General features: G+C 69.9%; 18 protein-coding genes. 6 read left to right on the top strand and 12 right to left on the bottom strand.

Going from position 1 to position 23,575, the window contains the following annotated elements:
- Positions 1-129: 129 nt before the first annotated feature.
- The 3 genes from ACI2JZ_RS05440 to ACI2JZ_RS05430 all read right to left on the bottom strand — a co-directional run bounded on the left by ACI2JZ_RS05440 (position 130) and on the right by ACI2JZ_RS05430 (position 3,371).
- Positions 130-1,485 (bottom strand): sugar ABC transporter substrate-binding protein, encoded by a 1,356-nt coding sequence (locus tag ACI2JZ_RS05440; protein WP_336640751.1) that lies wholly within the window; start codon positions 1,483-1,485, stop codon positions 130-132.
- Positions 1,486-1,561: 76 nt separating this feature from the next.
- The gene (locus ACI2JZ_RS05435) at positions 1,562-2,407 is read right to left on the bottom strand and encodes a carbohydrate ABC transporter permease (RefSeq protein ID WP_247624713.1); all 846 of its coding nucleotides are present in this window, start codon (positions 2,405-2,407) and stop codon (positions 1,562-1,564) included.
- Positions 2,408-2,453: 46 nt separating this feature from the next.
- Entirely contained in the window at positions 2,454-3,371 is a 918-nt protein-coding gene (locus ACI2JZ_RS05430) for a carbohydrate ABC transporter permease (protein ID WP_247623054.1), read from the bottom strand.
- Positions 3,372-3,530: 159 nt separating this feature from the next.
- On the opposite strand from ACI2JZ_RS05430, the gene ACI2JZ_RS05425 reads away from it, so the two are divergent.
- Positions 3,531-4,520 carry a LacI family DNA-binding transcriptional regulator gene (locus ACI2JZ_RS05425; RefSeq protein WP_404596783.1) on the top strand — a complete coding sequence of 330 codons (990 nt, stop codon included), beginning with the start codon at positions 3,531-3,533 and terminating at the stop codon, positions 4,518-4,520.
- Between the two features lie 40 nt (positions 4,521-4,560).
- Here the strand turns inward: ACI2JZ_RS05425 and ACI2JZ_RS05420 are convergent, their stop codons facing one another.
- The 7 genes from ACI2JZ_RS05420 to ACI2JZ_RS05390 all read right to left on the bottom strand — a co-directional run bounded on the left by ACI2JZ_RS05420 (position 4,561) and on the right by ACI2JZ_RS05390 (position 10,158).
- Entirely contained in the window at positions 4,561-4,914 is a 354-nt protein-coding gene (locus ACI2JZ_RS05420; RefSeq protein WP_404596765.1) for a Fe-S protein, read from the bottom strand.
- Positions 4,915-4,979: 65 nt separating this feature from the next.
- Positions 4,980-5,453, bottom strand: a complete 474-nt coding sequence (gene ribH, locus ACI2JZ_RS05415) for a 6,7-dimethyl-8-ribityllumazine synthase (protein WP_404596764.1) — start codon at positions 5,451-5,453, stop codon at positions 4,980-4,982.
- Positions 5,450-6,715, bottom strand: a complete 1,266-nt coding sequence (gene ribA / locus ACI2JZ_RS05410) for a GTP cyclohydrolase II (protein WP_247623051.1) — start codon at positions 6,713-6,715, stop codon at positions 5,450-5,452. Before ribA ends, ribH begins: the two co-directional genes overlap by 4 nt.
- On the bottom strand, positions 6,712-7,359 hold the full coding sequence (locus ACI2JZ_RS05405; protein ID WP_404596763.1) for a riboflavin synthase: 648 nt from the start codon (positions 7,357-7,359) through the stop codon (positions 6,712-6,714). The genes ribA and ACI2JZ_RS05405 overlap by 4 nt, the downstream gene beginning before the upstream one ends.
- Positions 7,359-8,402 (bottom strand): bifunctional diaminohydroxyphosphoribosylaminopyrimidine deaminase/5-amino-6-(5-phosphoribosylamino)uracil reductase RibD, encoded by a 1,044-nt coding sequence (gene ribD / locus ACI2JZ_RS05400; RefSeq protein WP_247955803.1) that lies wholly within the window; start codon positions 8,400-8,402, stop codon positions 7,359-7,361. Before ribD ends, ACI2JZ_RS05405 begins: the two co-directional genes overlap by 1 nt.
- Before the next feature lie 267 nt (positions 8,403-8,669).
- The gene (locus tag ACI2JZ_RS05395; protein WP_404596762.1) at positions 8,670-9,533 is read right to left on the bottom strand and encodes an Fpg/Nei family DNA glycosylase; all 864 of its coding nucleotides are present in this window, start codon (positions 9,531-9,533) and stop codon (positions 8,670-8,672) included.
- A 61-nt stretch (positions 9,534-9,594) separates the two neighbouring features.
- The gene (locus ACI2JZ_RS05390) at positions 9,595-10,158 is read right to left on the bottom strand and encodes a GNAT family N-acetyltransferase (protein WP_404596761.1); all 564 of its coding nucleotides are present in this window, start codon (positions 10,156-10,158) and stop codon (positions 9,595-9,597) included.
- A 79-nt stretch (positions 10,159-10,237) separates the two neighbouring features.
- On the opposite strand from ACI2JZ_RS05390, the gene mfd reads away from it, so the two are divergent.
- The 5 genes from mfd (at position 10,238) to ACI2JZ_RS05365 (ending at position 19,251) form a co-directional block, all read left to right on the top strand.
- Positions 10,238-13,819: a transcription-repair coupling factor gene (mfd, locus tag ACI2JZ_RS05385; RefSeq protein WP_404596760.1), complete on the top strand. Its 3,582-nt coding sequence runs from the start codon at positions 10,238-10,240 to the stop codon at positions 13,817-13,819.
- An 87-nt stretch (positions 13,820-13,906) separates the two neighbouring features.
- Complete coding sequence (locus ACI2JZ_RS05380; protein WP_247623045.1) at positions 13,907-14,068, top strand: hypothetical protein; 162 nt, start codon at positions 13,907-13,909, stop codon at positions 14,066-14,068.
- A 50-nt stretch (positions 14,069-14,118) separates the two neighbouring features.
- Positions 14,119-14,730, top strand: coding sequence for a gamma carbonic anhydrase family protein (locus ACI2JZ_RS05375; protein ID WP_247623044.1), 612 nt, complete (start codon positions 14,119-14,121; stop codon positions 14,728-14,730).
- Positions 14,723-17,665: an aminotransferase gene (locus ACI2JZ_RS05370; RefSeq protein WP_404596759.1), complete on the top strand. Its 2,943-nt coding sequence runs from the start codon at positions 14,723-14,725 to the stop codon at positions 17,663-17,665. Before ACI2JZ_RS05375 ends, ACI2JZ_RS05370 begins: the two co-directional genes overlap by 8 nt.
- A 158-nt stretch (positions 17,666-17,823) precedes the next feature.
- Positions 17,824-19,251, top strand: coding sequence for an APC family permease (locus ACI2JZ_RS05365; RefSeq protein WP_247632641.1), 1,428 nt, complete (start codon positions 17,824-17,826; stop codon positions 19,249-19,251).
- 63 nt (positions 19,252-19,314) lie between these two features.
- Here ACI2JZ_RS05365 and gdhA read toward each other — a convergent pair whose 3' ends face one another.
- Positions 19,315-20,685, bottom strand: a complete 1,371-nt coding sequence (gene gdhA, locus ACI2JZ_RS05360; RefSeq protein WP_404596758.1) for an NADP-specific glutamate dehydrogenase — start codon at positions 20,683-20,685, stop codon at positions 19,315-19,317.
- A 144-nt stretch (positions 20,686-20,829) separates the two neighbouring features.
- The gene (locus ACI2JZ_RS05355; protein WP_247623040.1) at positions 20,830-23,526 is read right to left on the bottom strand and encodes a phosphoenolpyruvate carboxylase; all 2,697 of its coding nucleotides are present in this window, start codon (positions 23,524-23,526) and stop codon (positions 20,830-20,832) included.
- Positions 23,527-23,575: the final 49 nt, after the last annotated feature.

Genomic DNA, 23,575 nt, shown 5'->3' with positions numbered 1-23,575 from the left:
GTATTTCGGTGTCGCCTTGGTTTAAGGAGTAAACTATTGTAAGTGTTTTGGTTAGATATGGGGCGGTATGGGGTCCCCCCCTCTGTATGGTCCCCTGAGCCTGTCGAAGGGCCCGATCCGGCCACCGTGTTACTTGTTGACGCTGAAGCCCTGCGAGTTGCCGTACTCGACCAGCGCGTCCTGCCAGGCGATGAGGCCCTCGTTCAGGTCGGTGCCGTTCTGGTAGGCCTGGCCGACGGTGTCACCGAAGATGCTGATGCCGTAGACCTGGTAGGGGAGGTAGCTCCAGTCGGGGACCACGTCCTCGGCCGCTGCGGCGAGCACCTCGTTGATCTTCTGGCCGCCGAAGTACTCCGGGGCGTCGGAGAGGAACTCCTCGCTCGACAGCTCGGCGGAGGTCGACGGGAAGCCGCCGCTCTCGAGGAAGAGCGAGATGCTGTCCTCGGAGTTGTTGAGCCACCACAGGAATCCGGCCGCGAGCTCCGGGTTCTCGCTCTGCGTGGTCACGGCCTGGCCGCCGCCGCCGTTCTCGGCGCTGGCGGGGGTGCCGTCGTAGGTCGGCATCGGAGCGACGCGCCAGTCACCGGCGCCGTCGGGCGCACCCGAGATGAGGTTGCCGGGCATCCAGGCGCCGATCACGAGGGTGGCGATGCTGCCGTCGCCGAGGGCGCGGAACCACTCGTCGCTCCAGCTGCTGACCGGGGCGACGAGGTCTTCCTCGACGAGACGGTTCCAGTTCTCGGTCCACTTCTTCGAGCCCTCGTCCTGAAGGTCGATCGTGACGTCGGTGCCGTCGGTCGAGAAGGGCTGGCCGCCGGCCTGCCAGATCATCGACGTCGCGAAGCCCGCGTCGCCGGTGTCGTTGGTGATGTACGCGTCGGGGTTCGCGGCGTGGATCGCCTTCGCGGCCTCGTAGTACTCGTCCCACGTGGTCGGCACGGCGATGCCGGCGGCGTCGAAGACGGCCTTGTTGTAGAACAGCGCCATGGGGCCCGAGTCCTGGGGGAGGCCGTAGATGGCGTCACCGTCGGTGACCGAGTTCCAGGTCGAGGCGGTGTAGTCGTCCTCGAAGTCGCCGAAGCCGTACTGAGACAGGTCGACGAAGGCATCCGTGAGGGCGAACTGCGGGAAGGCGTAGTACTCGACCTGCACGACGTCGGGAGCACCGGAGCCCGCCTTGATGGCGTTCTGCAGCTTCGTGTACTCGTCGGTGTTGGTGCCGGCGTTGACGACGTTGACCTTGACGTTCGGGTACTCCTCCATGAACGCCGCGGCCTGCGCCTCGGCGGAGGGGGTCCACGACCAGTACGTGATCTCGCCGCCCTTCTCGAGCGCGGCCTCGACCGAGTCGAACGATCCGTCGCCGGCGGCGCTGCCGCCGCCGGTGCCTCCGGTGCTGCAGCCGGCCAGGGCGAGAGCTGCGACGGTGCCGGCGGCGAGCACCGTCAGGGTGCGGCGCGCAGCGGGGTGAGGAAGGTGCTTCATTGCTGTGTCCTTTCGGGGGTGCGATCCAGCATCGGATCGACGTTTTCTGCGATGCGAGGTGCGGGAAGAGGGGTGCTTACTGCTTGACGCTTCCCGCGGTGAGACCTGACTGCCAGAACCGCTGCAGCAGCAGGAAGGCGATCACGATCGGGATGATCGTGAGCAGCGAGCCCATGATCACCAGGTTGTAGATCGGCTGGGATCCGGCCCCGATCGCCTGCGAGCTCCACTGGTTCAGGCCCACGGTGAGCGGGTACCAGGCGGGGTCGGAGAGCATGATCAAGGGCAGGAAGTAGTTGTTCCACGTCGCGACGACCGTGAAGAGGGCGACGGTCACGATGCCGGGTGCGAGCAGGCGCATCGAGATCGTGAAGAACGTGCGGAACTCCCCGGCGCCGTCGATGCGAGCGGCTTCCAGCAGTTCGGTGGGCACGGATTCCGAGGCGAACACCCAGATGAGGTAGAGGCCGAACGGGCTGATCAGCGAAGGGATGATGACCGCCCAGGGGGTGTTCGTCAGACCCAGCTCGCTGAAGAGCAGGAAGGTGGGCACCGCCAGCGCCGTGCCGGGCACCGCGACCGCACCGAGCACGATCGCGAAGACGGCGCGTCGGCCGGGGAAGCGGTACTTCGCCAGGCCGTAGCCGGCCATGGTCGCCAGCAGCGTCGCGCCGCCCGCGCCGACCACGACGTAGAGCAGGGTGTTGCCCAGCCAGCGCAGGAAGATGCCGTCGCGGAACGAGAACGTCGCGACCAGGTTGTCGATGAACGCGAAGTCGTCGGCGAACCAGAGGCCGAACGAGCTGAAGAGGCCCGACTGCGTCTTGGTCGAGCTGAACAGCAGCCAGACGAGCGGCACGAGCGTGTACAGCGCGTACACGACCATCACGATCAGCAGCGTCTTCGACGACCGCGGGTTCATCGGGTCGTTGCGCTTGCGTGTGGAGCGGGCGAGGGGGAGTGCCATCTCAGCGCACCTCCGACTTCGAGCCGCGCAGTTGCACGACGTAGGCGATCACGGCCGTGATGATGCCCATGATGATGGCGATCGTCGCGGCGTAGTTGAACTGCTGGCCCGCGAACGAGAGGTTGTACGCGTACATGTTGGGGGTGAAGTACGTCGTGATCACGTTCGGGGCGAGGGGGCGCAGGATGTTGGGCTCGTTGAAGAGCTGGAAGCTGCCGATGATCGAGAAGATCGTGGCGATGACGAGCGCGCCGCGCACGGAGGGGATCTTGATGGAGAAGATCGTGCGCCAGGCGCCGGCGCCGTCGAGCGAGGCCGCCTCGTACATCTCGGTGGGGATCGTCTTGAGCGAGGAGTAGAAGATCAGCATGTTGTAGCCGACGAACTGCCACGTCACGATGTTTCCGATCGACACGAGGATCCACTCGCGGGCGAACGGGGTGATGAGGTCGCTGCCGAGGAAATCGTTGAAGTTCGACGTCAGACCGAACTGGTCGCCGTAGATGTAGCCCCACATGAGCACCGCGACGACGGCGGGAACCGCGTACGGCAGGAAGATCAGGATGCGGAAGAACGAGGCGCCGCGCAGGCGCGCGCTGTCGAGGGCCAGGGCCGCACCCAGGGCGAGGGCGAGCATGATCGGCACCTGCACGACGAGGAAGATCAGCACTCGGCCGAACGCCTCCCAGAACTGGGGGTCGGTGAGGGCGCGCACGTAGTTGTCGACGCCGACGAACGCGTTGCCGCCGATGAGCTTCTCCTGGAAGAAGCTGAGGTACAGGGCGTACGCGAGCGGGGTGAGGAACACCAGCGCGAACACGAGCATGAACGGGCCGACGAAGGCCCATCCCTTCCAGTCGCGCTTCTCGCGGCGGCGGATGCCGGCGGCTCCGGGGGCCGCAATGATTTCAGTCGTCATCGACGAGACCTTCTCCAAGTCCAGGCGCTCACTGCGCCGTGTGTCAACGTCAACATATGCGATGCGCTGCTAGTGTGTCAACGTCAACACATGAATGGATGATCAATCGTGTCCCTGGAATCCTCGACAGAGCAGTCGCCGCGGCGGCGAGACCCCTCGATGGAAGACGTGGCGCGCGAGGCCGGCGTCTCCGGCCAGACCGTCTCCCGGGTGGTGAACGCGCGCGGCTACGTCGGTGCGGCGACCAGGGAGCGCGTCGAGCAGGCGATGCAGCACCTCGGCTATCGGCCGAACAGTGCGGCCAGGGCTCTGCGATCGGGCCGCTTCCGCGCCATCGGCGTGATCATGTTCTCGTTCAGCTCCTACGGCAACCAGCGCACGCTCGACGCGATCGCCGTGCGCGCCTCGCAGATGGGCTACGCGCTCACCCTGATCCCGGTCGAGTCCAGCGCCCGCGAGACGGTGGCGGGCGCGTTCCGCCGTCTCGAGGAACATGCCGTCGACGGCATCATCATCGTGGTCGAGGCCCACCAGCTCGACGAGGCGGAGGTCGAGATCCCCGACGGGTTGCCGATCGTGCTCGTCGACTCGAACCGCGGATCGACGCATCCGTTCGTCGACACCGACCAGGCGCAGGGCGCCCGGCTCGCCACCGAGCATCTGCTCGACCTCGGGCACGAGACCGTCTGGCACGTGTCGGGGCCGACCGAGTCCTACTCCGCCGAACGTCGCCGCGAGGCCTGGCGGTCGACGCTGGAGGCGCAGGGTCGCCGGGTTCCCGAGATGATCCCGGGCGACTGGAGCGCTGCCTCCGGGTACCGGGCCGGTGTCGAGCTGCGCGATCGCGACGACGTCACCGCCGTGTTCGCCGCCAACGACCAGATGGCGATCGGTGTGGTGCGCGCGTTCCGCGAGGCAGGCCGCGACATCCCGAGCGACGTCAGCGTGGTCGGCTTCGACGGACTGCCCGATGCGGCGCAGATCTGGCCGCCGCTCACGACGGTGCAGCAGCACCCCGAGAGGGTCGGCGCGCTCGCGGTCGACGCGCTGCTCGCCGAACTCGACGGGGGAGAGGCCGCGCAGACGCCCCTCGTCGGCACCGAACTCGTCGTCCGCGAGAGCACGGCACCCCCGCGCCCCGCTCCCTGAGCGATGGACGACGGGCGACGAACCGTCGAAGCGGGTGGGCTCAGCGCCAGATCGCGGCGATGGCGGCGTTCGCGGCGGTGAGGATTCCGACGAGCCAGAACATCACCGGGGGCACGGATGCTCCGCGCTTCTGCCGCGCGGTGCCGATGCCGAGCAGTGCGCCGATGACGAGCAGCAGCACGAGCTTCACGCCGATCTTGACGTAGTTCAGTTCGTACGAGATGCCCCACGGGGCGGCGAGAGCGAGACCGGCGACCGCGGCGATCGCCATGCCGATGCTCATCAGCCGCGTGAAGACGCGCTTACCGCCGAAGGCCTGCGCCGCCCACGCTCCGAAGAGCACGGCGAAGCCCATCAGGTGGACGAAGAGAACGATGTGGCGCAGGGTCTCCATGACCCTCACCGTACGATTCCGCGCCTTCCCTCCGCTACGAAGGGAAGGCTGGCCTCAGCGCGCTCTCAGCCCCGCAGCTCCTTGATGACGAGGGCGGTGCGCAGCGCGGCATCCGCTGCTTCGGCGCCCTTGTCCTCCTTCGATCCCTCGAGACCCGCACGGTCGAGACCCTGCTGCTCGTCGTCGAGAGTGAGCACGCCGAAGCCGACGGGCTTGCCGGTGTCGAGCGAGACGCGGGTGAGGCCATCGGTCGTCGCCGCCGACACGTACTCGAAGTGCGGGGTGCCGCCGCGGATGATCACGCCGAGCGCGACCACCGCATCCGCGCCACCGGCGAAGGCGGCCTGTGCGGCGACGGCGAGTTCGAAGGATCCCGGCACGCGCACGAGGCGGTGCGTGGCCCGCGCCTCGTTCAGCACGCGCTCGGCCCCGGCGATGAGGCCGTTCGTGATCTTGTCGTGCCAGGTGCCGGCGATGATGACGACGTCGAGTCCGCGTCCGTCGATGTTCCCGGTCGTGGGTGCTCCTGCGCCGCTCATGCGTCGTCCTTCCGTCCTGCGAGGGCGGCCTTGAGCTCGTCCTCGCCGATGATGTGACCCATGCGGTCACGCTTGGTCTCGAGATACTGGTGGTTGTTGGGTCCGACGCCGACGATGAGCGGCACCTGCTCGACCACGTCGAGGCCGAGCTCGCGCAGCTGATTCACCTTGTCGATGTTGTTCGTCAGCAGGCGCACCTTCGACACGCCGAGATCGGCGAGGATGCCGGCGGCCGCCGCGTATTCGCGGGCATCGGCCGGCAGCCCGAGAGCGAGGTTCGCGTCGACGGTGTCGAGCCCCTCCTCCTGCAGGCTGTATGCCCGGAGCTTGTTGATGAGCCCGATGCCGCGTCCCTCGTGACCGCGCATGTAGATGACGATGCCGCCGTCCTGCTCGATCGCGTCGAGCGCGGCGTCGAGCTGGGGGCCGCACTCGCACTTGAGCGAACCGAAGGCTTCGCCGGTCAGGCACTCGGAGTGCACGCGCACGAGCGAGGTCTCCTGCGGTTCGCCCGAGACGACGGCGATGTGGTCGGTGCCGGTGACGCGGTCCTTGTAGGCGAGGAACCGGAAGGTTCCGTGCGTGGTCGGCACGGTCGCATCGGCGCGCAGGCTCACGCGGCGGTTGCGCACCGGGCCGTTGTCGCCCTGCGGGTCGATCTCGTTGAGGTGGTCGATCAGCTGCTCGATCGTGATGACGGGCACACCGTCGCGGGCGCCGAGCTCGAGGAGCCCCGGCATCCGCATCATGCTGCCGTCCTCGGCGACGACCTCGGCGATCGCCCCCACCGGCTGCAGTCCCGCGAGGCGCATGAGATCGACGGCGGCCTCGGTGTGGCCGCTGCGCTCGCGCACCCCGCCGTCGACCGCGCGCAGCGGCAGCACGTGGCCCGGGCGGATGATGCTCGTGGCGGTCGATTCGGGGTTCGCGAGCACGTTGAGCGTGTGCGCGCGGTCATGCGCGCTGATACCGGTCGTGACGCCCTCGGCGGCATCGACGCTCACCGTGTACGCGGTGGCGCGCGCGTCTTCGCTCGCGGCGACCATCGGCTGCAGGTTGAGGTCGTCGGCGCGGTCGGCGGGCATCGGCGCGCAGATGAATCCGGACGACCAGCGCACGGTCCACGCGACCCACTCGGGGGTGGCGAGCTCTGCCGAGAGGATGACGTCGCCCTCGTTCTCACGGTTCTCGTCGTCGGCGACGAGAACGGGGCGCCCGGCGCGCAGGGCGTCGAGGGCGTCGGCGATCGTGGAAAGGCTCATCGCGAGCCTCCTTCCGGTGCGGTCCGGAACGCGAGCAGGCGCTCGACGTGCCGGGCGAGGATGTCGGTCTCGAGGTTGACGCGGTCGCCGACGGCGCGGGTGCCGAGGGTCGTCGCGGCGAGCGTCTCGGGGATCAGGGAGATCTCGAACCACTGCTGCTCGTCGGGTCCTGAGCCTGACGAAGGAGGGCCGCTGACCGCGCTGACGGTGAGCGAGGTGCCGTCGACCGAGATCGATCCCTTGTCGACGACGAGCGGGGCGAGGTCGGCGGGAAGGCCGATGCGCAGCACGCTCCACTGGGCTCCGGGCCGCACCTCGAGAACCGTGCCGACGCCGTCGACGTGCCCCTGCACGATGTGCCCGCCCAGGCGCGCGCCGACGGGCATCGCCTTCTCGATGTTGACGCGGGTGCCGACGGCGGCATCGCCGAGCGCCGCGACGTCGAGGGTCTGCTTCATGACGTCGGCGTCGAAGGAATCCGCATCCGAGGCGACCACGGTCAGGCACACGCCCGAGACGGCGATCGACTCGCCGTGCACGGCGTCGGCGGCGGCCTTCGGAGCGCGCACGGTCAGACGCCAGCCGTCGCCCGACGGCGAGATGGCGGTGATCTCGCCGATCTCCTCGATGATCCCGGTGAACATCAGACGGCTCCTTCGGTCGACGCGGTGGGGAGAGAAGCGGGATGGGCGATCGCGAGCAGATCGGCGCCGAGGGGCAGCCACTCGTCGATCGTCAGGCGGTGCGCCTCGCCGATGGACGAGACGCCGATGTCGGTGAGGGCGAGGCGGCTTCCGCCCAGCAGCACGGGGGCGATGTAGGCGAGCACGCGATCGGCCAACCCCGCCGCCACGAACGCGCTCGCGAGGGTCGGCCCGCCCTCGACGAAGACGCTCTGGATGCCGCGGCCGTGCAGGTCGGCGAGCACCGCGTGCAGGTCGTGTCCGTCGAAGAAGAGGGGAGTGTGCGGATGCCGGCGCACCGCCGCATCCGCCGGAGTGGGGCGCGAGCCGATGACCACCGGGACGGGCTGGTCGGGGAGGAGCGCGTCTCCGTCGCGGGCGGTGAGCGAGGGGTCGTCGGCCAGCACGGTGCCGGTGCCGACGACGATGGCATCGGATGCCGCGCGGCGGCGGTGCACATCGGCACGGGCAGCGGGACCGGTGATCCACTGGCTCGATCCGTCGTCGGCCGCGGCGCGTCCGTCGAGGCTCTGCGCCCACTTCACGGTGACGTGGGGGCGGCCGAGGCGCTGCGCGGTGAGCCATCCCTCGATCACGGCGTGCGCGGCATCCGCCTGCTCTCCGGCCTCGACGCTGACGCCCGCGGCCCGCAGCCGTTCGGCGCCTCCGCCCGACACGGCGCCGGGATCGTCGAGCGCGTAGACGACGCGGCTCACGCCGGCCTCGATCAGGGCGAGCGCGCAGGGACCGGTGCGTCCGGTGTGGTTGCAGGGTTCGAGGGTCACGACCGCCGTCGCGCCGCGGGCTGCGCCGGGGGCGAGCTTCGACAGCGCGTCGACCTCGGCGTGCGGGGTGCCGGCGCCGTGGTGCCATCCCTCGGCGAGGATCGTGCCGTCGGGGGAGAGGATGACTGCGCCGACCTGCGGGTTCACGCCGCGGGGGCCGAGCGCCGCGAGCGCGAGAGCACGGCTCATCGCCTCGCGCTCTGTCTCGTTCACTGCCATCCGTCGTCCTTCTCTGAAGGCTCCGGGGGAGGCGGACGGCGCGCACGGCGGCGCATCGTGCTGCCTCCCTTCCGGACTAGCGGGATCTCTCCCGCATCACCGTCGGTCCCGGATTTCCACCGGATCGGCACCTCGGTCGAAACCGAGACGCTCGCGGACTGTCACCGCCGGTTCGGATTCCCACCGACCCCGGAGCACGTTGATGTTCTGAGTGTACTCAACGCGCCCGCGCGGAATTCATTCCCCGTCATCCGGCGACGTCTCGGCTCATTTCAGCAGGCGCGACAGGCGTCGGTCGGCGAGCACCTTTCCGCCCGTCTGGCAGGCCGGGCAGTACTCGAGAGAGCGGTCGGCGAAGAAGACGCTGCGCACGGTGTCGCCGCAGACCGGGCAGGTCTCACCGCGGCGGGCGTGCACCTGCATCCCCCGGCGCTTCGCGTCTTTCAGCTCGGCCGGGGGCTTGCCGGATGCCTCGGCGAGCGCCTCGCGCAGAGTGGCCTGCATCGCCGCGAACAGCGAGTCGATCGCCGCGTCGTCGAGCGTCGCGGCGATCGCGTACGGCGACATGCGCGCGGCGTGCAGGATCTCGTCGGAGTAGGCGTTGCCGATGCCGGCGATCACCGCCTGATCGCGCAGCAGGCCCTTGATCTGCGTGCGCTTGCCGTCCAGGAGACCGGCGAACACATCGCGGGTGAAGGCGTCGTCGAGGGGGTCCGGGCCGAGACGGGCGATGCCCGGCACCTCCGCCGGGTCGCGCACGACGTAGATCGCGAGGGACTTCTTCGTGCCTGCCTCGGTGAGGTCGAACCCGCTGACGTCGTGGAGCGCGACGCGCAGGGCGATCGGCGTCTTGCCGGGCTTGATGATCGTCGTGGGCAGGGTCTCGTACCATCGCAGCCAGCCCGCCTTCGCGAGGTGGAAGACGAGGTGAAGATCGTCTCCGCACGAGAGCACGATGAACTTGCCCCGCCGCGTGGCGCCGCTGATCACGGCGCCATGCAGCGCGGTGTTGGGCGGGTCGTAGGTCTTCAGCGCGGCGATCGCCGCCACGCTCGTGCGCGTGATCGTGCGCCCCACGACGCGCTCGCCCAGGAAGTCGACGAGCCCCTGCACCTCCGGCATCTCGGGCATGCGAACATCCTGCCACCGGCATCCGACATCGTCACCCCCGGCTCCGGGCGCGAGGGGCGGCTCAGAGGACGGGCCAGGCCACCCGGGCGCGGTCGTCGGTGGGGAGGAGGCCCGCGACCCAGCCGTCGTCGCGGCCGCGCGGGCCGGTGAGCAGTTGCCGCTGAAGACCCTCGTAGCGGAAGCCGAGCGCGCGGGCGGCGCGAGCCGAGGGGACGTTCCCGACCACGGCGCGCCAGGTGAGGCGCGCGAGACCCAGCTCGTCGAAGCCCCAGTCGATGACGGAGCGGGCCGCCTCGACGAGATAACCCCGACCACGGGCGGATGCCGCGACCCAGTAGCCGAGTTCGGCATGCCCGCCCGCGTCGTGCGGGGTGATGCGGTGCAGCCCGATCGAGCCCACGAGCTCCTCACCCGCGTGCATGCTCCACACCGCCTGCGACCCGTCGGCCCACCACTCGCCGGTCAGACGCACGTAATCGGCGGCGTCGTCGCGCGAGTAGGGCGAGGGCACGGTGGTCCAGCGCGGGATCTCCGGGTCCTGGCACGCGGCCGTGATCGCGTCGATGTCGGCGTCGGTCGGCGCCGCCAGCACGAGGCGCTCGGTCTCCAGTCGCACAGCTTCCATCGGACTACGGTATCGCCCGCCGCGGGCGGCGCGGGGAGATGCCGGAGCCGATGTCGGAGGCGGCGGCTAGTCTTGTCCGGTGACTGTTCCAGGGATTCTGCGCGCCTTGGAAGAGGCGTCTCTGTACCGTGAAGCGCTCGGCTGGGCTCAGACCGATGCCGACCTCGGCCTCGTCGACGGGCTCGATGCTCCGGCCCTCGCGGGACTCCTCGCCAAGCGCGCCGCCGCGGGGCATCCGCAGGCGTTGCTCGCCGTCGTGCCCACGGGCCGCCGCGCCGAGAGCCTGGCGCAGGCGCTCGGCTCCTACATCCCCGACGCCGAGGTGCTCACGTTCCCGGCATGGGAGACTCTGCCGCACGAGCGCCTCAGCCCGAGCCCCGACACGGTGGGTCTCCGACTGCAGACGCTGCGCCGCATCCGCGAGTGGGCGGGCGATCATCCGCTCGTCGTCGTCGCCTCGGTGCGTGCGGCCCTGCAGCCGATCGCCGGCAACCTCGGCGAGATCGAGCCGCTCGAACTCGCGGTCGGCAGCCGCGGCCTCGAACTCGACACCGTGGCCGCCCGTCTCGTCGAGCGCGCCTACTCGCGCGTCGACATGGTCTCGCGTCGCGGTGAGTTCGCGGTGCGCGGCGGCATCCTCGACGTGTTCCCGGCGATCTCCGAGCATCCGTACCGCGTCGAGTTCTTCGGCGACGAGATCGATCAGATCCGCGCGTTCTCGGTCGCCGACCAGCGCTCCCTCCCCGGCGACATCGGCTCCGTCGACCTGCCGCCCAGCCGCGAGCTGCTGCTCACCGACGACGTGCGCGATCGCGCGCGTGCGCTGATCGGCGGCTTCCCGGCGATCGCGGGCATGCTCGAGAAGATGGCCGAGGGCATCCCGGTCGAGGGCATGGAGTCGCTCCTGCCCGCGGTCGCCGGTCCCCTCTCGTCGCTCGCCGAGTACCTTCCCGCGGGGGCGGCGACCGCCGTGGTCGACCCCGAGCGTTCGAGCGCCCGGGCCATCACCCTCGGCGACACCAATCGCGAGTTCCTCGATGCGGCCTGGAGCGCCGCGACCTCGGGTGCCTCCGCACCCATCGACCTCGGCGCGGGCGACTTCCTCACGATCGCCCAGTTGCGCGAGGTCGTCCGCGACCGCGGCGGTGTGTGGTGGCGGCTCAGCCCCTTCGGTGCGGGTCTCGGTGAAGACGAGGCCGAGGCGGCGAACCTCGACGCCACCGTGATCCCGTCGTTCCACGGAAACGTCGACGGGGCGATCTCCTTCGTCGCCGGGCGCATCTCCGAGGGCTGGCGCGTCGTGGTCATCGCCACCGGTTCGGGTCTCGTCGATCGCGCCCGCGACGTGCTCGCCGATCGCGGCATCGCCGCCCGCATCCTTCCCGAGTTGAACGATGCGCCCGAGCCCGGCGTCGCGACGCTGCTCACCGGCTCGGTCGAGGCCGGATTCCAGGTGCCGGAGGCGAAGCTCGCCGTCCTCACCGACAACGAGTTCTACGGTCGCACGATCGGCGGAGACCAGCGCGTCGTCAAGAAGCTCGCCTCCCGCCGCAAGAACGTCGTCGACCCGCTGCAGCTCAAGCCGGGCGACTTCGTGGTGCACAACACCCACGGCATCGGACGCTTCGTCGAGATGACCCAGCGCGAGGTCTCGACCGGTGGACGCAACGCCACGAAGTCGGTGCGCGACTACCTCGTGCTCGAGTACGCGCCCTCGAAGCGCGGCTACCCGGGCGACAAGCTCTACGTGCCCACCGACCAGCTCGACCTGCTCTCGAAGTACGTGGGCGGTGAGGGCCCGACCCTGTCGAAGATGGGCGGCAGCGACTGGTCGCAGGCCAAGGGCAAGGCCCGCAAGGCCGTGCGCGACATCGCCGTCGAGCTCGTCAAGCTCTATTCGGCGCGCATGAGCGCCAAGGGCTACGCCTTCGGGCCCGACACCCCCTGGCAGCGCGAGCTGGAGGAGGCGTTCCCCTTCGCCGAGACGGCCGACCAGCTGCAGACGATCGACGAGATCAAGGCCGACATGGAGCGGCCGATCCCGATGGACCGCCTGCTCTCGGGCGATGTGGGCTTCGGCAAGACCGAGGTGGCCGTGCGCGCGGCGTTCAAGGCCATTCAAGACGGCAAGCAGGTCGCGATGCTCGTGCCGACGACGCTGCTGGTGAAGCAGCACCTCGAGACGTTCACCGAGCGCTTCGCCGGATTCCCGGTGAAGGTGCGCCCGCTCTCGCGATTCCAGACCGACAAGGAGGCCCGCCTCACGCTGCAGGGTCTGCTCGACGGCACGGTCGACATGGTCATCGGCACGCACCGCATCCTCACCGACCAGGTGATGTTCAAGGACCTCGGCCTCATGATCATCGACGAGGAGCAGCGGTTCGGCGTCGAGCACAAGGACGCTCTCAAGAAGATGAAGACGAACGTCGACATCCTCGCCATGAGCGCCACGCCGATCCCGCGCACGCTCGAGATGGCGGTCACCGGCATCCGCGAGATGTCGACGCTGGCCACCCCGCCGGAGGACCGGCATCCGATCCTGTCGTTCGTCGGTCCGCGCAGCGACAAGCAGATGGCCGCGGCGATCCGTCGCGAGATCCTGCGCGAGGGTCAGGTGTTCTTCGTGCACAACCGGGTGCAGTCCATCCAGCGCGTCGCCGCCCAGCTCGCCGAGCTCGTGCCCGAGGCGCGCATCGCGGTCGCCCACGGGCAGATGGGCGAGCACGCGCTCGAGCAGGTCGTCGACGACTTCTGGGAGCGCAAGTTCGACGTGCTCGTCTCGACGACGATCATCGAGACCGGGCTCGACATCTCGAACGCGAACACGATCATCATCGATCGCGCCGACCGCTACGGCCTCAGCCAGCTGCACCAGCTCCGCGGACGCGTGGGCCGCGGTCGCGAGCGCGCCTACGCGTACTTCCTGTACGACGAGATGAAGCCGCTCAGCGAGACGGCGGCCGACCGACTGCAGACGATCGCCGTGAACAACGACCTCGGTTCGGGCATGCAGGTCGCCCTGAAGGACCTCGAGCTGCGCGGCGCGGGCAACCTGCTCGGCGGCGAGCAGGCCGGTCACATCGCCGGCGTCGGCTTCGACCTGTATCTGCGCATGATCGGCGAGGCGGTGTCGACGTTCCGCGGCGAGGAGGTCGAGTCCGGTCAGGAGCTGCGTCTCGAGTTGCCGCTCGACGCGCGAATCCCCGAGTACTACATCGACAGCGAACGCCTGCGGCTCGAGGCCTACCAGAAGCTGTCGGCGGCCTCGATCGCGACGGCGAAGGACGACGCGATCGACCTCGTCATCGACGAGCTCACCGACCGCTACGGCACGCCCCCGGCCGAGGTCGAGGGGCTCATCGCGATCGCCCGTCTGCGCCGCCGGGCCGCACGCGCGGGCCTCGCCGACGTCGTCGTGATGGGCTCGAACCTGCGCATCGCTCCGGCGCGTCTCGAGGATTCGATCAAGGTGCGCCTGCAGCGGCTCTACCCGAAGGCGAAGCTCGTCTCCGGCGGCGAGGCGCTGGTCGTTCCCATGCCCATGGTGCCGGCCGCGGTCGGCGTCGGGCTCGAACCCCTCCCGGATGCCGAGCTGCTCGAGTGGGTGGGGCAGTTGTTCACCGCGATCTTCCCGGAGCCCGTGAAGGCTGAGACGGCGTAGCCCGCGAGACCGCATAGCCCACTAGACCAGCCACGACCGCGCGTCAACGGGGTGTGGCACCGGCGCAGTGCGGCGGATGCTGAAGCCATGTGGACACTTCTGATCATCCTGCTCATCGTGTGGGCCGGCCTCGCCGTCTTCGGCTTCGTGGTCAAGGGCCTCCTCTGGCTCGCCGTCCTCGGCATCGTGCTGTTCCTGGCGACCCTCGTCATCGGCATGCTCCGCCGCACCGCAGCGACCAAGGAGTGACCGCGGAGCAGACCTCCCGCCGCGCGCTCCCGCGCCACTACGCTGTGAGCATGTTGTACGAGCACCTCGGGGCTCGGCCCCGGATCCACGACACCGCCGTCATCGCTCCCACCGCCGTCGTCTCTGGCGACGTCGAGATCGGAGCGGGCTGCCAGGTGCTGCACGGCGCCGTGATCACGGCCGAGGGCGGGCCGATCACGCTCGGCGCGCACGTGATCGTGATGGAGAACGCCCTCGTGCGGGCGACCGCCGCGAACGCCGTGCGCATCGGTGATCACACCCTCGTCGGTACGCTGGCGAGCATCGCCGGCGCGACGGTGGGCGAGGAGGTGTTCCTCGCCTCGGGTGCGCGCATCTTCAACGGCGCGATCGTGGGTGCGCGCAGCGAGGTGCGCGTCAACGCGATCGTCCAGAGGCGTGCGCGCGTTCCCGAGGGCACGGTCGTGCCGATCGGCTGGGTGGCCGTGGGCGATCCGCTCCAGCTGTTCTCGCCGGATCGGGATGCCGAGATCGCCGCGGCGCAGCCCGATCTCGACTTCCCGGGGCACGTGTTCGGCGTCGACCGCGACACCCCGGATCTGATGGTGCAGCTCACCGAGCGCTACGGCTCTTCGCTGGCGCGTCACGCCGACGACCTCCCGCTCGGCGACGCCCGTGGCTGAGGCCGGCGCGGGACTCGTCCGGCCGGACGTCGACGAGGAAGACGCCGCCCGGATCGCCCGCGATCTCTACGGAGCCGACGTCGTCGCACGCGAGCTCGGCAGCAACCAGGACCGCAACTTCCTGCTCACGGAGGTCGACGGCTCGCGCAGCGTCCTCCGTATCGACAACCCGGTGTTCGGCGACGAGGCGCGCGACGCCCAGCACGCGGCCCTCGATGCCTACCGGGCAGCGGGCGTGGCCGTGCCCGCCGTGCTTCCGGGACTCGACGGTGCGCTGACCCAGCGCTGGCGCGGATTCGCCGTGCGCCGCAGCGAGTTCGCCGTCGGGGAGGAGCTCGTCGACGCCGGTTATCTCGCGCCGGTCGTGCTCGCCGAGTTCGGAGCGCTCGCGGCGGCGTCGGTGAACGCGCTCGCGCCCCTCCGGCATCCGGGACTCGATCGCCCGCACATGTGGGACATGCGCGTGGCCTTCGACGAGACGGCGAAGCTCGCAGGCTCGATCACCGACGACGCGCTGCGCGGGCGCGTGCTCGCGGCGTCCGAGGAAGCTCGGAAGGCGCTCGCGGCGGTCGAGAGCGATCTGCCCGTCCAACCGATCCACGGCGATCTCACGGACGACAACGTCATGGGGCGGCGAGGAGCCGACTCCCGCCTGCACCCGCACACCGTGCTCGACCTCGGCGACCTGGCTCTCGGGTGGCGTGTGGCCGAGCTCGCGGTGTGCGTGTCCTCGATGCTGCACCACGAATCGGATCGCCCGCTGCGGGTGCTCGACACGGTCGCCGCCTTCCACGCCGATGCGCCGCTGAGCGACGCGGAGGCCCGCGCGGTCTGGCCTCTCGTGGTGCTGCGCGCCGCGCTCCTCGTCGCCAGCGGGTGGCGGCAGCTCGAGATCGACGGTGACAACGACTACGCCCGCGAGCGGATCGCGGGGGAGCAGGCGATCTTCGACGCGGCGACCCTCCTGCCGCTCGCGGAGGTCCGCGAGCAGGTGCTCGCACGAGTCGGGGTCGAGGCTCCGCAGTTCTCCGGTCGGGTCGAGGGGGCGCCGCTCACCGCTGTGCTGCCCGACTTCACCGGCACCGTCGAGGCGGTCGATCCGGGCGTCGAGTCCGACGCTCTCGACGCCGGACGCTGGCAGCGAGCGGATGCCGAGGCGGCCCTGGTCGCGTCGGCCCTGGCGGGGGGAGCCGGAGCCGCGCTGCTGCCCTACGGGGTGTTCCGGCTGACGCGCACGCGCGTGGACGTCGCGGATGCCGCCCCCACCTGGCCCGTGCACACCGAGATCCATCTCGGCGCCGGCCCTCGCCTCCGCGTGACGAGTCCCGTCGACGGAGCGCTGCGGGCGAGCCGCGAAGAGCCGCGCATCGTGCTCGGGGACGGCTGGATCCTCGATCTGCGCGGGGTCGAGATCGACGACCGGGCGGCGCTGCACGTGTCGGCGGGTGACATGGTGGGGTGGCTCCCGGCGTCCGACACGGATCGCGTGCTCACCCTCGGCCTCCGACGGTCGGATGCCCCCGAACGACCTCCGCGCACTCCCGGCGCCGCCCTGGTCGAGCCCGAGCGGGTGCCGGCCTGGCGCCGTCTCACGGCCGATCCCGCGCCGTTGCTGGGTGTGCCGTCGCGCGCGCAGCACGACGAGTCCGCCGACGAGCTCGCACGCCGGGAGCGGATCTTCGCCGCCGCCCAGGAGCGGTACTACGCGCACCCGCCGCAGATCGAGCGCGGCTGGCGACACCACCTGGTCGATACGACGGGCCGCGCCTACATCGACATGGTCAACAACGTCGCCGGCCTCGGGCACGGACACCCGAGGATCGCGGAGGCGGCGGCCCGCCAGCTGCGCACACTCGGCACCAACTCGCGGTTCCTGTTCCGCGACCTCGCGGAGTACAGCGAGCGACTTCTCGCGCTGATGCCGCAGGGGAGCGGCCTCGACACGGTGCTGCTCGTCAACAGCGGCTCGGAGGCGGTCGACCTCGCGATACGGCTCGCGCAGGCGGCGACCGGGCGGCGCACGGTCGTGGCGCTGCGCGAGGCGTATCACGGCTGGACGATGGCCAGCGATGCGGTGACCACGAGCGCCTACGACAACCCGTTCGCCCTCGAGACGCGACCCGACTGGGTACACGTCGCCGACGTGCCCAACCGGTACCGCGGCACGTATCGCGGCGACGACACCGCGGGACGCTATCTCGACGACCTCTCGGTCGATCTCGCGGCCCTCGATCGTGACGGCCGCGATGCGGCCGCCTTCCTGTGCGAATCCGTGCTCGGCAACGCCGGGGGAGTGCTCCTGCCCGAGGGGTACCTCGCGGGCGCCTACGAACGCGTCCGGGCCGCGGGCGGTCTGTGCATCGCCGACGAGGTGCAGGTGGGCTTCGGCCGCCTGGGATCGACGTTCTGGGGTTTCGAGCGGGCGGGCGTCGCGCCCGACATCGTCACGATCGCCAAGCCCATGGGCAACGGCTTCCCGATCGGCGGAGTGATCACCTCGAAGCGCATCGCCGACGCCCTCGCCACGCAGGGGCAGTTCTTCTCCTCGGCCGGGGGCAGCACCCTGAGCTGCCGCGTCGGACTCGCCGTGCTCGACGCGATGGTCGAGGACGACCTCCAGCGCAACGCCGAGAACATCGGCGCGCGGCTGGCCGACGGGCTGCGGGCGCTCGGCGACGAGCATCCGATGGTGGCCGTCGTGCACGGAGCCGGGCTGTATCTGGGCGTCGAGCTCGTGCGCGATCGCGCGACGATGGAGCCCGCGGATGCCGAGGCCGCCGCGATCTGCGAACGGATGCGCGAACTCGGGGTCGTGGTGCTGACGACCTCGGAACGATCGAACGTGCTGAAGATCAAGCCGCCGCTGTGTCTGACGGCGCAGAGCGCCGACCATGTCGTCGCGATGCTGGGGCGGGTGCTGCGCGAGGGCTGGTGATCCGGTGAACTTCGAATCGCGCGCATTTTCGTCATGTTAAATGCGCATTTCGAATCGAAATTAGGGGTCGCGGTGAGGAATACCTGTGCTCCATACTGATCCTCAACCGCCGGACGACCCGAGTCCGGCCCCTGGCGCTGTTCCAACGAGGAGTACCCATGGCACTGAAGACGAAGCCGCTCGCTCAGGGCGGCGGAACGCTCAGACGGAATCTCGGCCTGTGGGCCATCGTCGGTCTGGGCCTCGGATACATGACTCCCACCGTGGTGTTCGACACGTTCGGCATGGTCGCGCGCGACACGAACAACGTGGTCCCCGCCGCGTATCTCGTCGCCCTCGTGGTCATGGTGTTCACGGCCATCAGCTACGGCAAGATCGCCGGCGCCATCCCGAGCGCGGGATCGGCGTACACCTACGTGCGCGAATCGATCCACCCGAATCTCGGATTCATGGTCGGGTGGACGTCGTTGATCGACTACGTGCTGTTGCCCATGGTCAACTGCCTCATCGTCAAGAGCTACCTCGAGGCGATGTTCCCCGACATCCCGGCGTGGATCTGGGTGGTGCTGTACTGCATCCTCGTCACCAGCATCATCTACATGACCATGCGCGGCACCTCGAACCTGAACGTGATCCTGCTGATCTTCTCGATCATCGTCATGGTCGTGTTCGTGGTGCTCGTGGTCGCGCAGCTGATGCGCGGCGACGGGGCGGCGACCATCCTCTCGGTCGGCGCGTTCCTGCACGACGACGTCACCTTCACCGCCGTGCTGACCGGTGCGACCATCGTCTGCTTCTCGTTCATCGGATTCGACGCGGTCACGATGTACGCCGAGGAGGCGAAGGATCCGAAGGTCATGCCGAAGGCGATCCTGCTCACCGTCCTCATCGGCGGCGGCATCTTCCTCGTCTCCTCCTACGTGTCGCAGCTGCGGTTCCCGGACTGGAACGAATTCGCCCCCGGGGGCGACATGCAGTTCGTCGAGGACTCGACGCTCCCGATCATCGGCGACCTCGTCGGCGGCAACGTCTTCATGGCGGTGCTGACCGCCGCCGGTTTCTGCGCGACGCTCGCCTCGGGCCTCGCCTCGCACGCCTCGGTCTCGCGCATGCTGCTCGTGATGGGCCGCAACAACGTGCTGCCGCAGAAGGCCTTCGGCTACATCAACCCGCGCACCCACACGCCCACGTTCAACATCGTGCTCGTCGGCGCGATCTCGCTGCTCGCGATCCCCTTCACCCTCGAGCTCATCGCCGCGTGGATCAACTACGGTGCGCTGATCGCCTTCACCTTCGTGAACATCTCGGTGATCGCCTGGTTCGCGATCCGCAAGGGACGCCGTAAGACGCCGGCCGACATCTTCAACTTCATCGTGATGCCGACCATCGGCATGCTGCTCACCGGGTTGCTCTGGGTCAACCTGCACCAGGACGCCCTCATCGGCGGCCTCACCTGGACGGCGATCGGGTTCGTCTACCTGCTCGTGATCACGCGCGGCTTCCGCCGGAAGGTCGCGGCCTTCGACGAGAACCAGGCGGTGACCGGGTTCAATAAGGTCGTGAAGGTGCCGGTCGACGAGAGCTGACTGCGCCCGCGCGCACGAAGGGCCGTCTCCCGAGGGTCGTGGGAGACGGCCCTTCCGCAGGGGTCAGATGACGCCCTGCGCGAGCATCGCCGCAGCGACGCGCTCGAAACCGGCGATGTTCGCGCCGGCCACGTAATCACCTTCGACGCCGTAGCGCGCGGCCGCGTCGAAGGACGCCCGGTGGATGTCGCCCATGATCTCGCGCAGCTTGTTCTCGCTGTCGCCGAAGGTCCAGCGCTGACGGGAGGCGTTCTGGCTCATCTCGAGGGCCGAGGTGGCCACGCCGCCGGCGTTCGCCGCCTTGCCGGGGGCGAAGAGCACGCCCGCCTTCTGGAACGCCTCGACCGCTTCGGGAACGCACGGCATGTTCGCGCCCTCGGAGACCGCGTGCACGCCGTTCGCGATGAGGGCCTGAGCGTCGGCGAGGGAGACCTCGTTCTGCGTCGCCGAGGGCACGGCGATGTCGACCGGCACCTCCCAGACGCTGCCGCCCTCGACGAAGCGGGCGCCGGGGCGGCGGTTCGCGTACTCGACGATGCGGGCCCGTTCGACCTCCTTGATCTGGCGCAGCAGATCGACGTCGATCCCGGCGTCGTCGACCACGTAACCGGAGGAATCGGATGCCGTCACCGGCACGGCACCGAGCTGGGTGGCCTTCTGGATCGCGTAGATCGCCACGTTGCCCGAGCCCGAGATGCCGACGCGCTTGCCCTCGAAGGAGTCGCCCTTCACGGCGAGCATCTCCTGCGCGAAGAAGACGGCGCCGTATCCGGTGGCCTCGGTGCGCACCTCGGCACCGCCCCAGCCCGTGCCCTTGCCGGTGAACATGCCCGACTCGTGACGGTTGGTGACCTTGCGGTACTGGCCGAAGAGGTAGCCGATCTCGCGGCCGCCCACTCCGATGTCGCCCGCGGGCACGTCGGTGTGCTCGCCGAGGTGACGGTAGAGCTCGTTCATGAACGACTGGCAGAAGCGCATGACCTCGGCGTTCGAGCGGCCGTGCGGGTCGAAGTCCGAGCCGCCCTTGCCGCCGCCGATGCCCTGGCCGGTGAGCGCGTTCTTGAAGATCTGCTCGAAGCCGAGGAACTTGATGATCGAGAGATTCACCGAGGGGTGGAAACGCAGTCCACCCTTGTACGGCCCGAGCACCGACGAGAACTGGATGCGGTAGCCGCGGTTGACCTGCAGCTTGCCCGAGTCGTCGACCCACGGCACGCGGAAGAGGATCTGCCGCTCCGGCTCGACGAGACGCTCGAGGATGCCGCCGTCGACGTACTCCGGGTGCGCGGCGAGCACCGGTGCGATCGACTGCAGCACCTCGTGCACCGCCTGGTGGAACTCGGGTTCGTGCGGGCTGCGGGTGAGCACCGTGTCGAACACGGGCTGCACGGCGGCGTCGAGCGGGTGGAAGGCGGCAGGGGAGAGTGCGGTCACGCGAAAGACTTTCTGGGGTGGGGGAGGGTGGTGCAGGCGATCGTGTCGCGTGAGGCTTCGCCGGATCAGGCGCGAGTTTTCACTCTATCGCGCGTCCTCCGCGCGCCCTCCCGCCCGGCACCGCCCCCCACGAAGACGCGCGGGTCACCCGGTGTTCTGCAGGCCCGCCGCGACGCCGCTGACCGACAGCAGCAGCAGTCGCTGCTGCTCGGCGTCGGCTCCGGAACCCGTCGCCTCGGCATCCGCCGGCGCGCGCAACGCACGCAGTGCGCGCAGCTGGAGCAGCGAGAGCGCGTCGACGTACGGGCTGCGCAGCTGCACCGCGCGCTGCAGCACGGGCTTGTTCTCGAGCAGTCCCTCTCCGCCGGTGAGGCGGATGACCCACTGGCGCGTGAGAGCGAGTTCATCGAGCACGAGAGCGGCCAGGTCGTCACGATCGCCGAGCGCGAGGTACTCGCGGGCGATGCGCTCGTCGGTCTTGGCGAGGCTCATCGCGACGTTGTCGATCATCGTGCGCAACAGCGGCCACTCGCGGTAGGCCTCGGTGAGAAGCGCCTCGTCGCCCACGGCCTCGAGCGCGGTGCCGAGACCGAACCAGCCGGCGAGGTTGATGCGGGCCTGGGTCCAGGCGAACACCCACGGGATGGCGCGCAGGTCTTCGAGCGACTCCACCGACAGGCCGCGGCGCGCGGGGCGCGAACCCAGCGCGAGCAGACCGATCTCCTCCATCGGGGTCACTGTCGCGAACCAGGGTGCGAAGCCCTCGGCCTTCACGAGCGAGAAGAAGCGATCGCGCGAGGAGCGGTCCATCACCGCGGCCACCTCGGCGTACCGGGCGGCGGCACCGCTCGTGCGCTGCTCGACCGAGGGGGAGGAGGCGAGCAGAGTCGCCGCGGCGACCTGGTCGATGTGGCGCATCGCGATGGCCGGCTCGCCGTAGCGGGCGAAGATGACCTCGCCCTGCTCGGTGAGCTTGAAGCGGCCGTCGACCGAGTGCGGCGGCTGGGCGAGGATCGCCGAGTTCGCGGGTCCGCCGCCGCGCCCGAGGGCACCGCCGCGGCCGTGGAACAGCGTCAGCTCGATGTCGGAGTCCTGCGCCCACTGCGCGATCTTCTCCTGCGCCTCGTAGAGCGCGAGGTTCGCGGCGACCGGGCCGACGTCCTTCGACGAGTCGGAGTACCCGAGCATGACTTCGAGGCGGTTGCCCGTCTCGGCCATGCGCGCCCGGAACTCGGGGAAGGTCACGGCCTCGGCGAGGATGCCGGGGGCCGCCTGCAGGTCGGCGAAGGTCTCGAACAGCGGCACGACGTCGAGCACCGGGGCGTCGTCGCCGAGCGCGTGGCGGGCGAGACGGTGCACGTTCGCGAGGTCGGAGGCCGCCTGGGTGAACGAGACGACGTAGCGGCCGGCGGCGCGCAGACCGCGGTCCCGCTGGATCTCGGCGATCGCGCGGAAGACCTCGAGCACCTCCTCGGTCTGGGCGCTGATCGGCTCGTCCGACTCCAGCTCGGCGAGGGCCTTGGCGTGCACCTGGGAGTGCTGGCGCACCTCGAGCTCGGTGAGGTGGAAGCCGTAGGTCTCGACCTGCCAGATGAGGTGCTGCACCCCGCCGAAGGCGTGGCGGCGCGCGCCGGAGGCGACCAGCGAGGCCTGCACCGCGCGCAGATCGGCGAGCAGTTCCTCGGGCGTCGCATAGCGCTGAGCGCCATCGCCCCGGCGCGTCGCCGCGACCCGGTGCGCGAGCAGCAGCAGCACGCGCCGGTGCGGTTCGTCGGGGGAGCGGGTGGCCAGGGCCGCCGCGGCGTCCGCATCGGCGCCGGCGAAGTCGTTCCACAGGGCGGTGACCTCGGCGCTGGGTGGCGTGGTCTCGGCATCGAGCGTGAGCGTGCGGCCGATGCGCTCGAGAGCGCGCTCGAGGCCGCGGAGCACGTGGTCCGAAGCGATCTGCGATGCCTCGCGGGTGACGGATGCCGTCACGAACGGGTTGCCGTCGCGGTCACCGCCGACCCACGACCCGATGCGCACGAACGCCGGGACGACCGGTGCGCTGGCGCCGGACTCCTCGCCGCGGAGGGCGTCGTCGATGCGACGGTAGACGTGGGGGACCGTCGTGAAGAGGGTCTCGTCGAAGACACCCATGACCGTGCGCACCTCGTCGGTCGGAGACGGCTTCTGCGAACGCAGCGGCGCGGTGCGCCACAGGGTGTCGATCTCCTCGAGCATGCGGCGACGGGCGCGGTGCTGCTCGGCCCCGCCCGCGCTCGCCGCATCGTGCTGCGTCAGCAGATCGGAGAGACGGCGGATGCTCGACGAGACGGCGCGGCGGCGAGCCTCGGTCGGGTGGGCCGTGAAGACGGGGTGGAAGCGGAGACCCGCCAGGCGACGGCGCGCCTCCTCGTCGCCGACCTCGGTGCGCAGACGCGCGTATGCGGTCGCGACGGTGTCGGCGGCATCCTCGCGGCCGGGCTGACCCGCGCGTTCGCGCAGCACGCGCACGCGCTGGTGCTCCTCGGCGAGGTTCACGAGGTGGAAGTAGCAGGTGAAGGCGCGGGCGACCTCGTCGGCGCGGGCGATCGTGAACGACTCGGCGATCGCCGAGGCCCGCTCGAAGGCATCCGAGGTCGAGTCCTCGTACGCCTGGATGGTCGCCAGACGCAGCCGCTCGACGTCGTCGAACAGGTCGTCGCCGCCCGCCTCGCGCAGCACCTGTCCGAGGAGCCCACCCAGCATGCGCACGTCGGAGCGCATCGCGTCGGGTATGCCCTGGCCTGCCTCGAAGCGCCCGATGACGCGGATGGCTTCGGTGTTGGTGGGCTCGGTGAAGACGTGTTCGGGGGTCACCCGTCGAGCGTATCCCGGTCGACGGGGGTGCTCCGAACGCATGACGGCG

Source organism: Microbacterium sp. NPDC087868, from assembly GCF_044900755.1.
GTDB lineage: Bacteria > Actinomycetota > Actinomycetes > Actinomycetales > Microbacteriaceae > Microbacterium > Microbacterium galbinum.
This window is presented reverse-complemented; position numbering and strand designations above follow the sequence as displayed.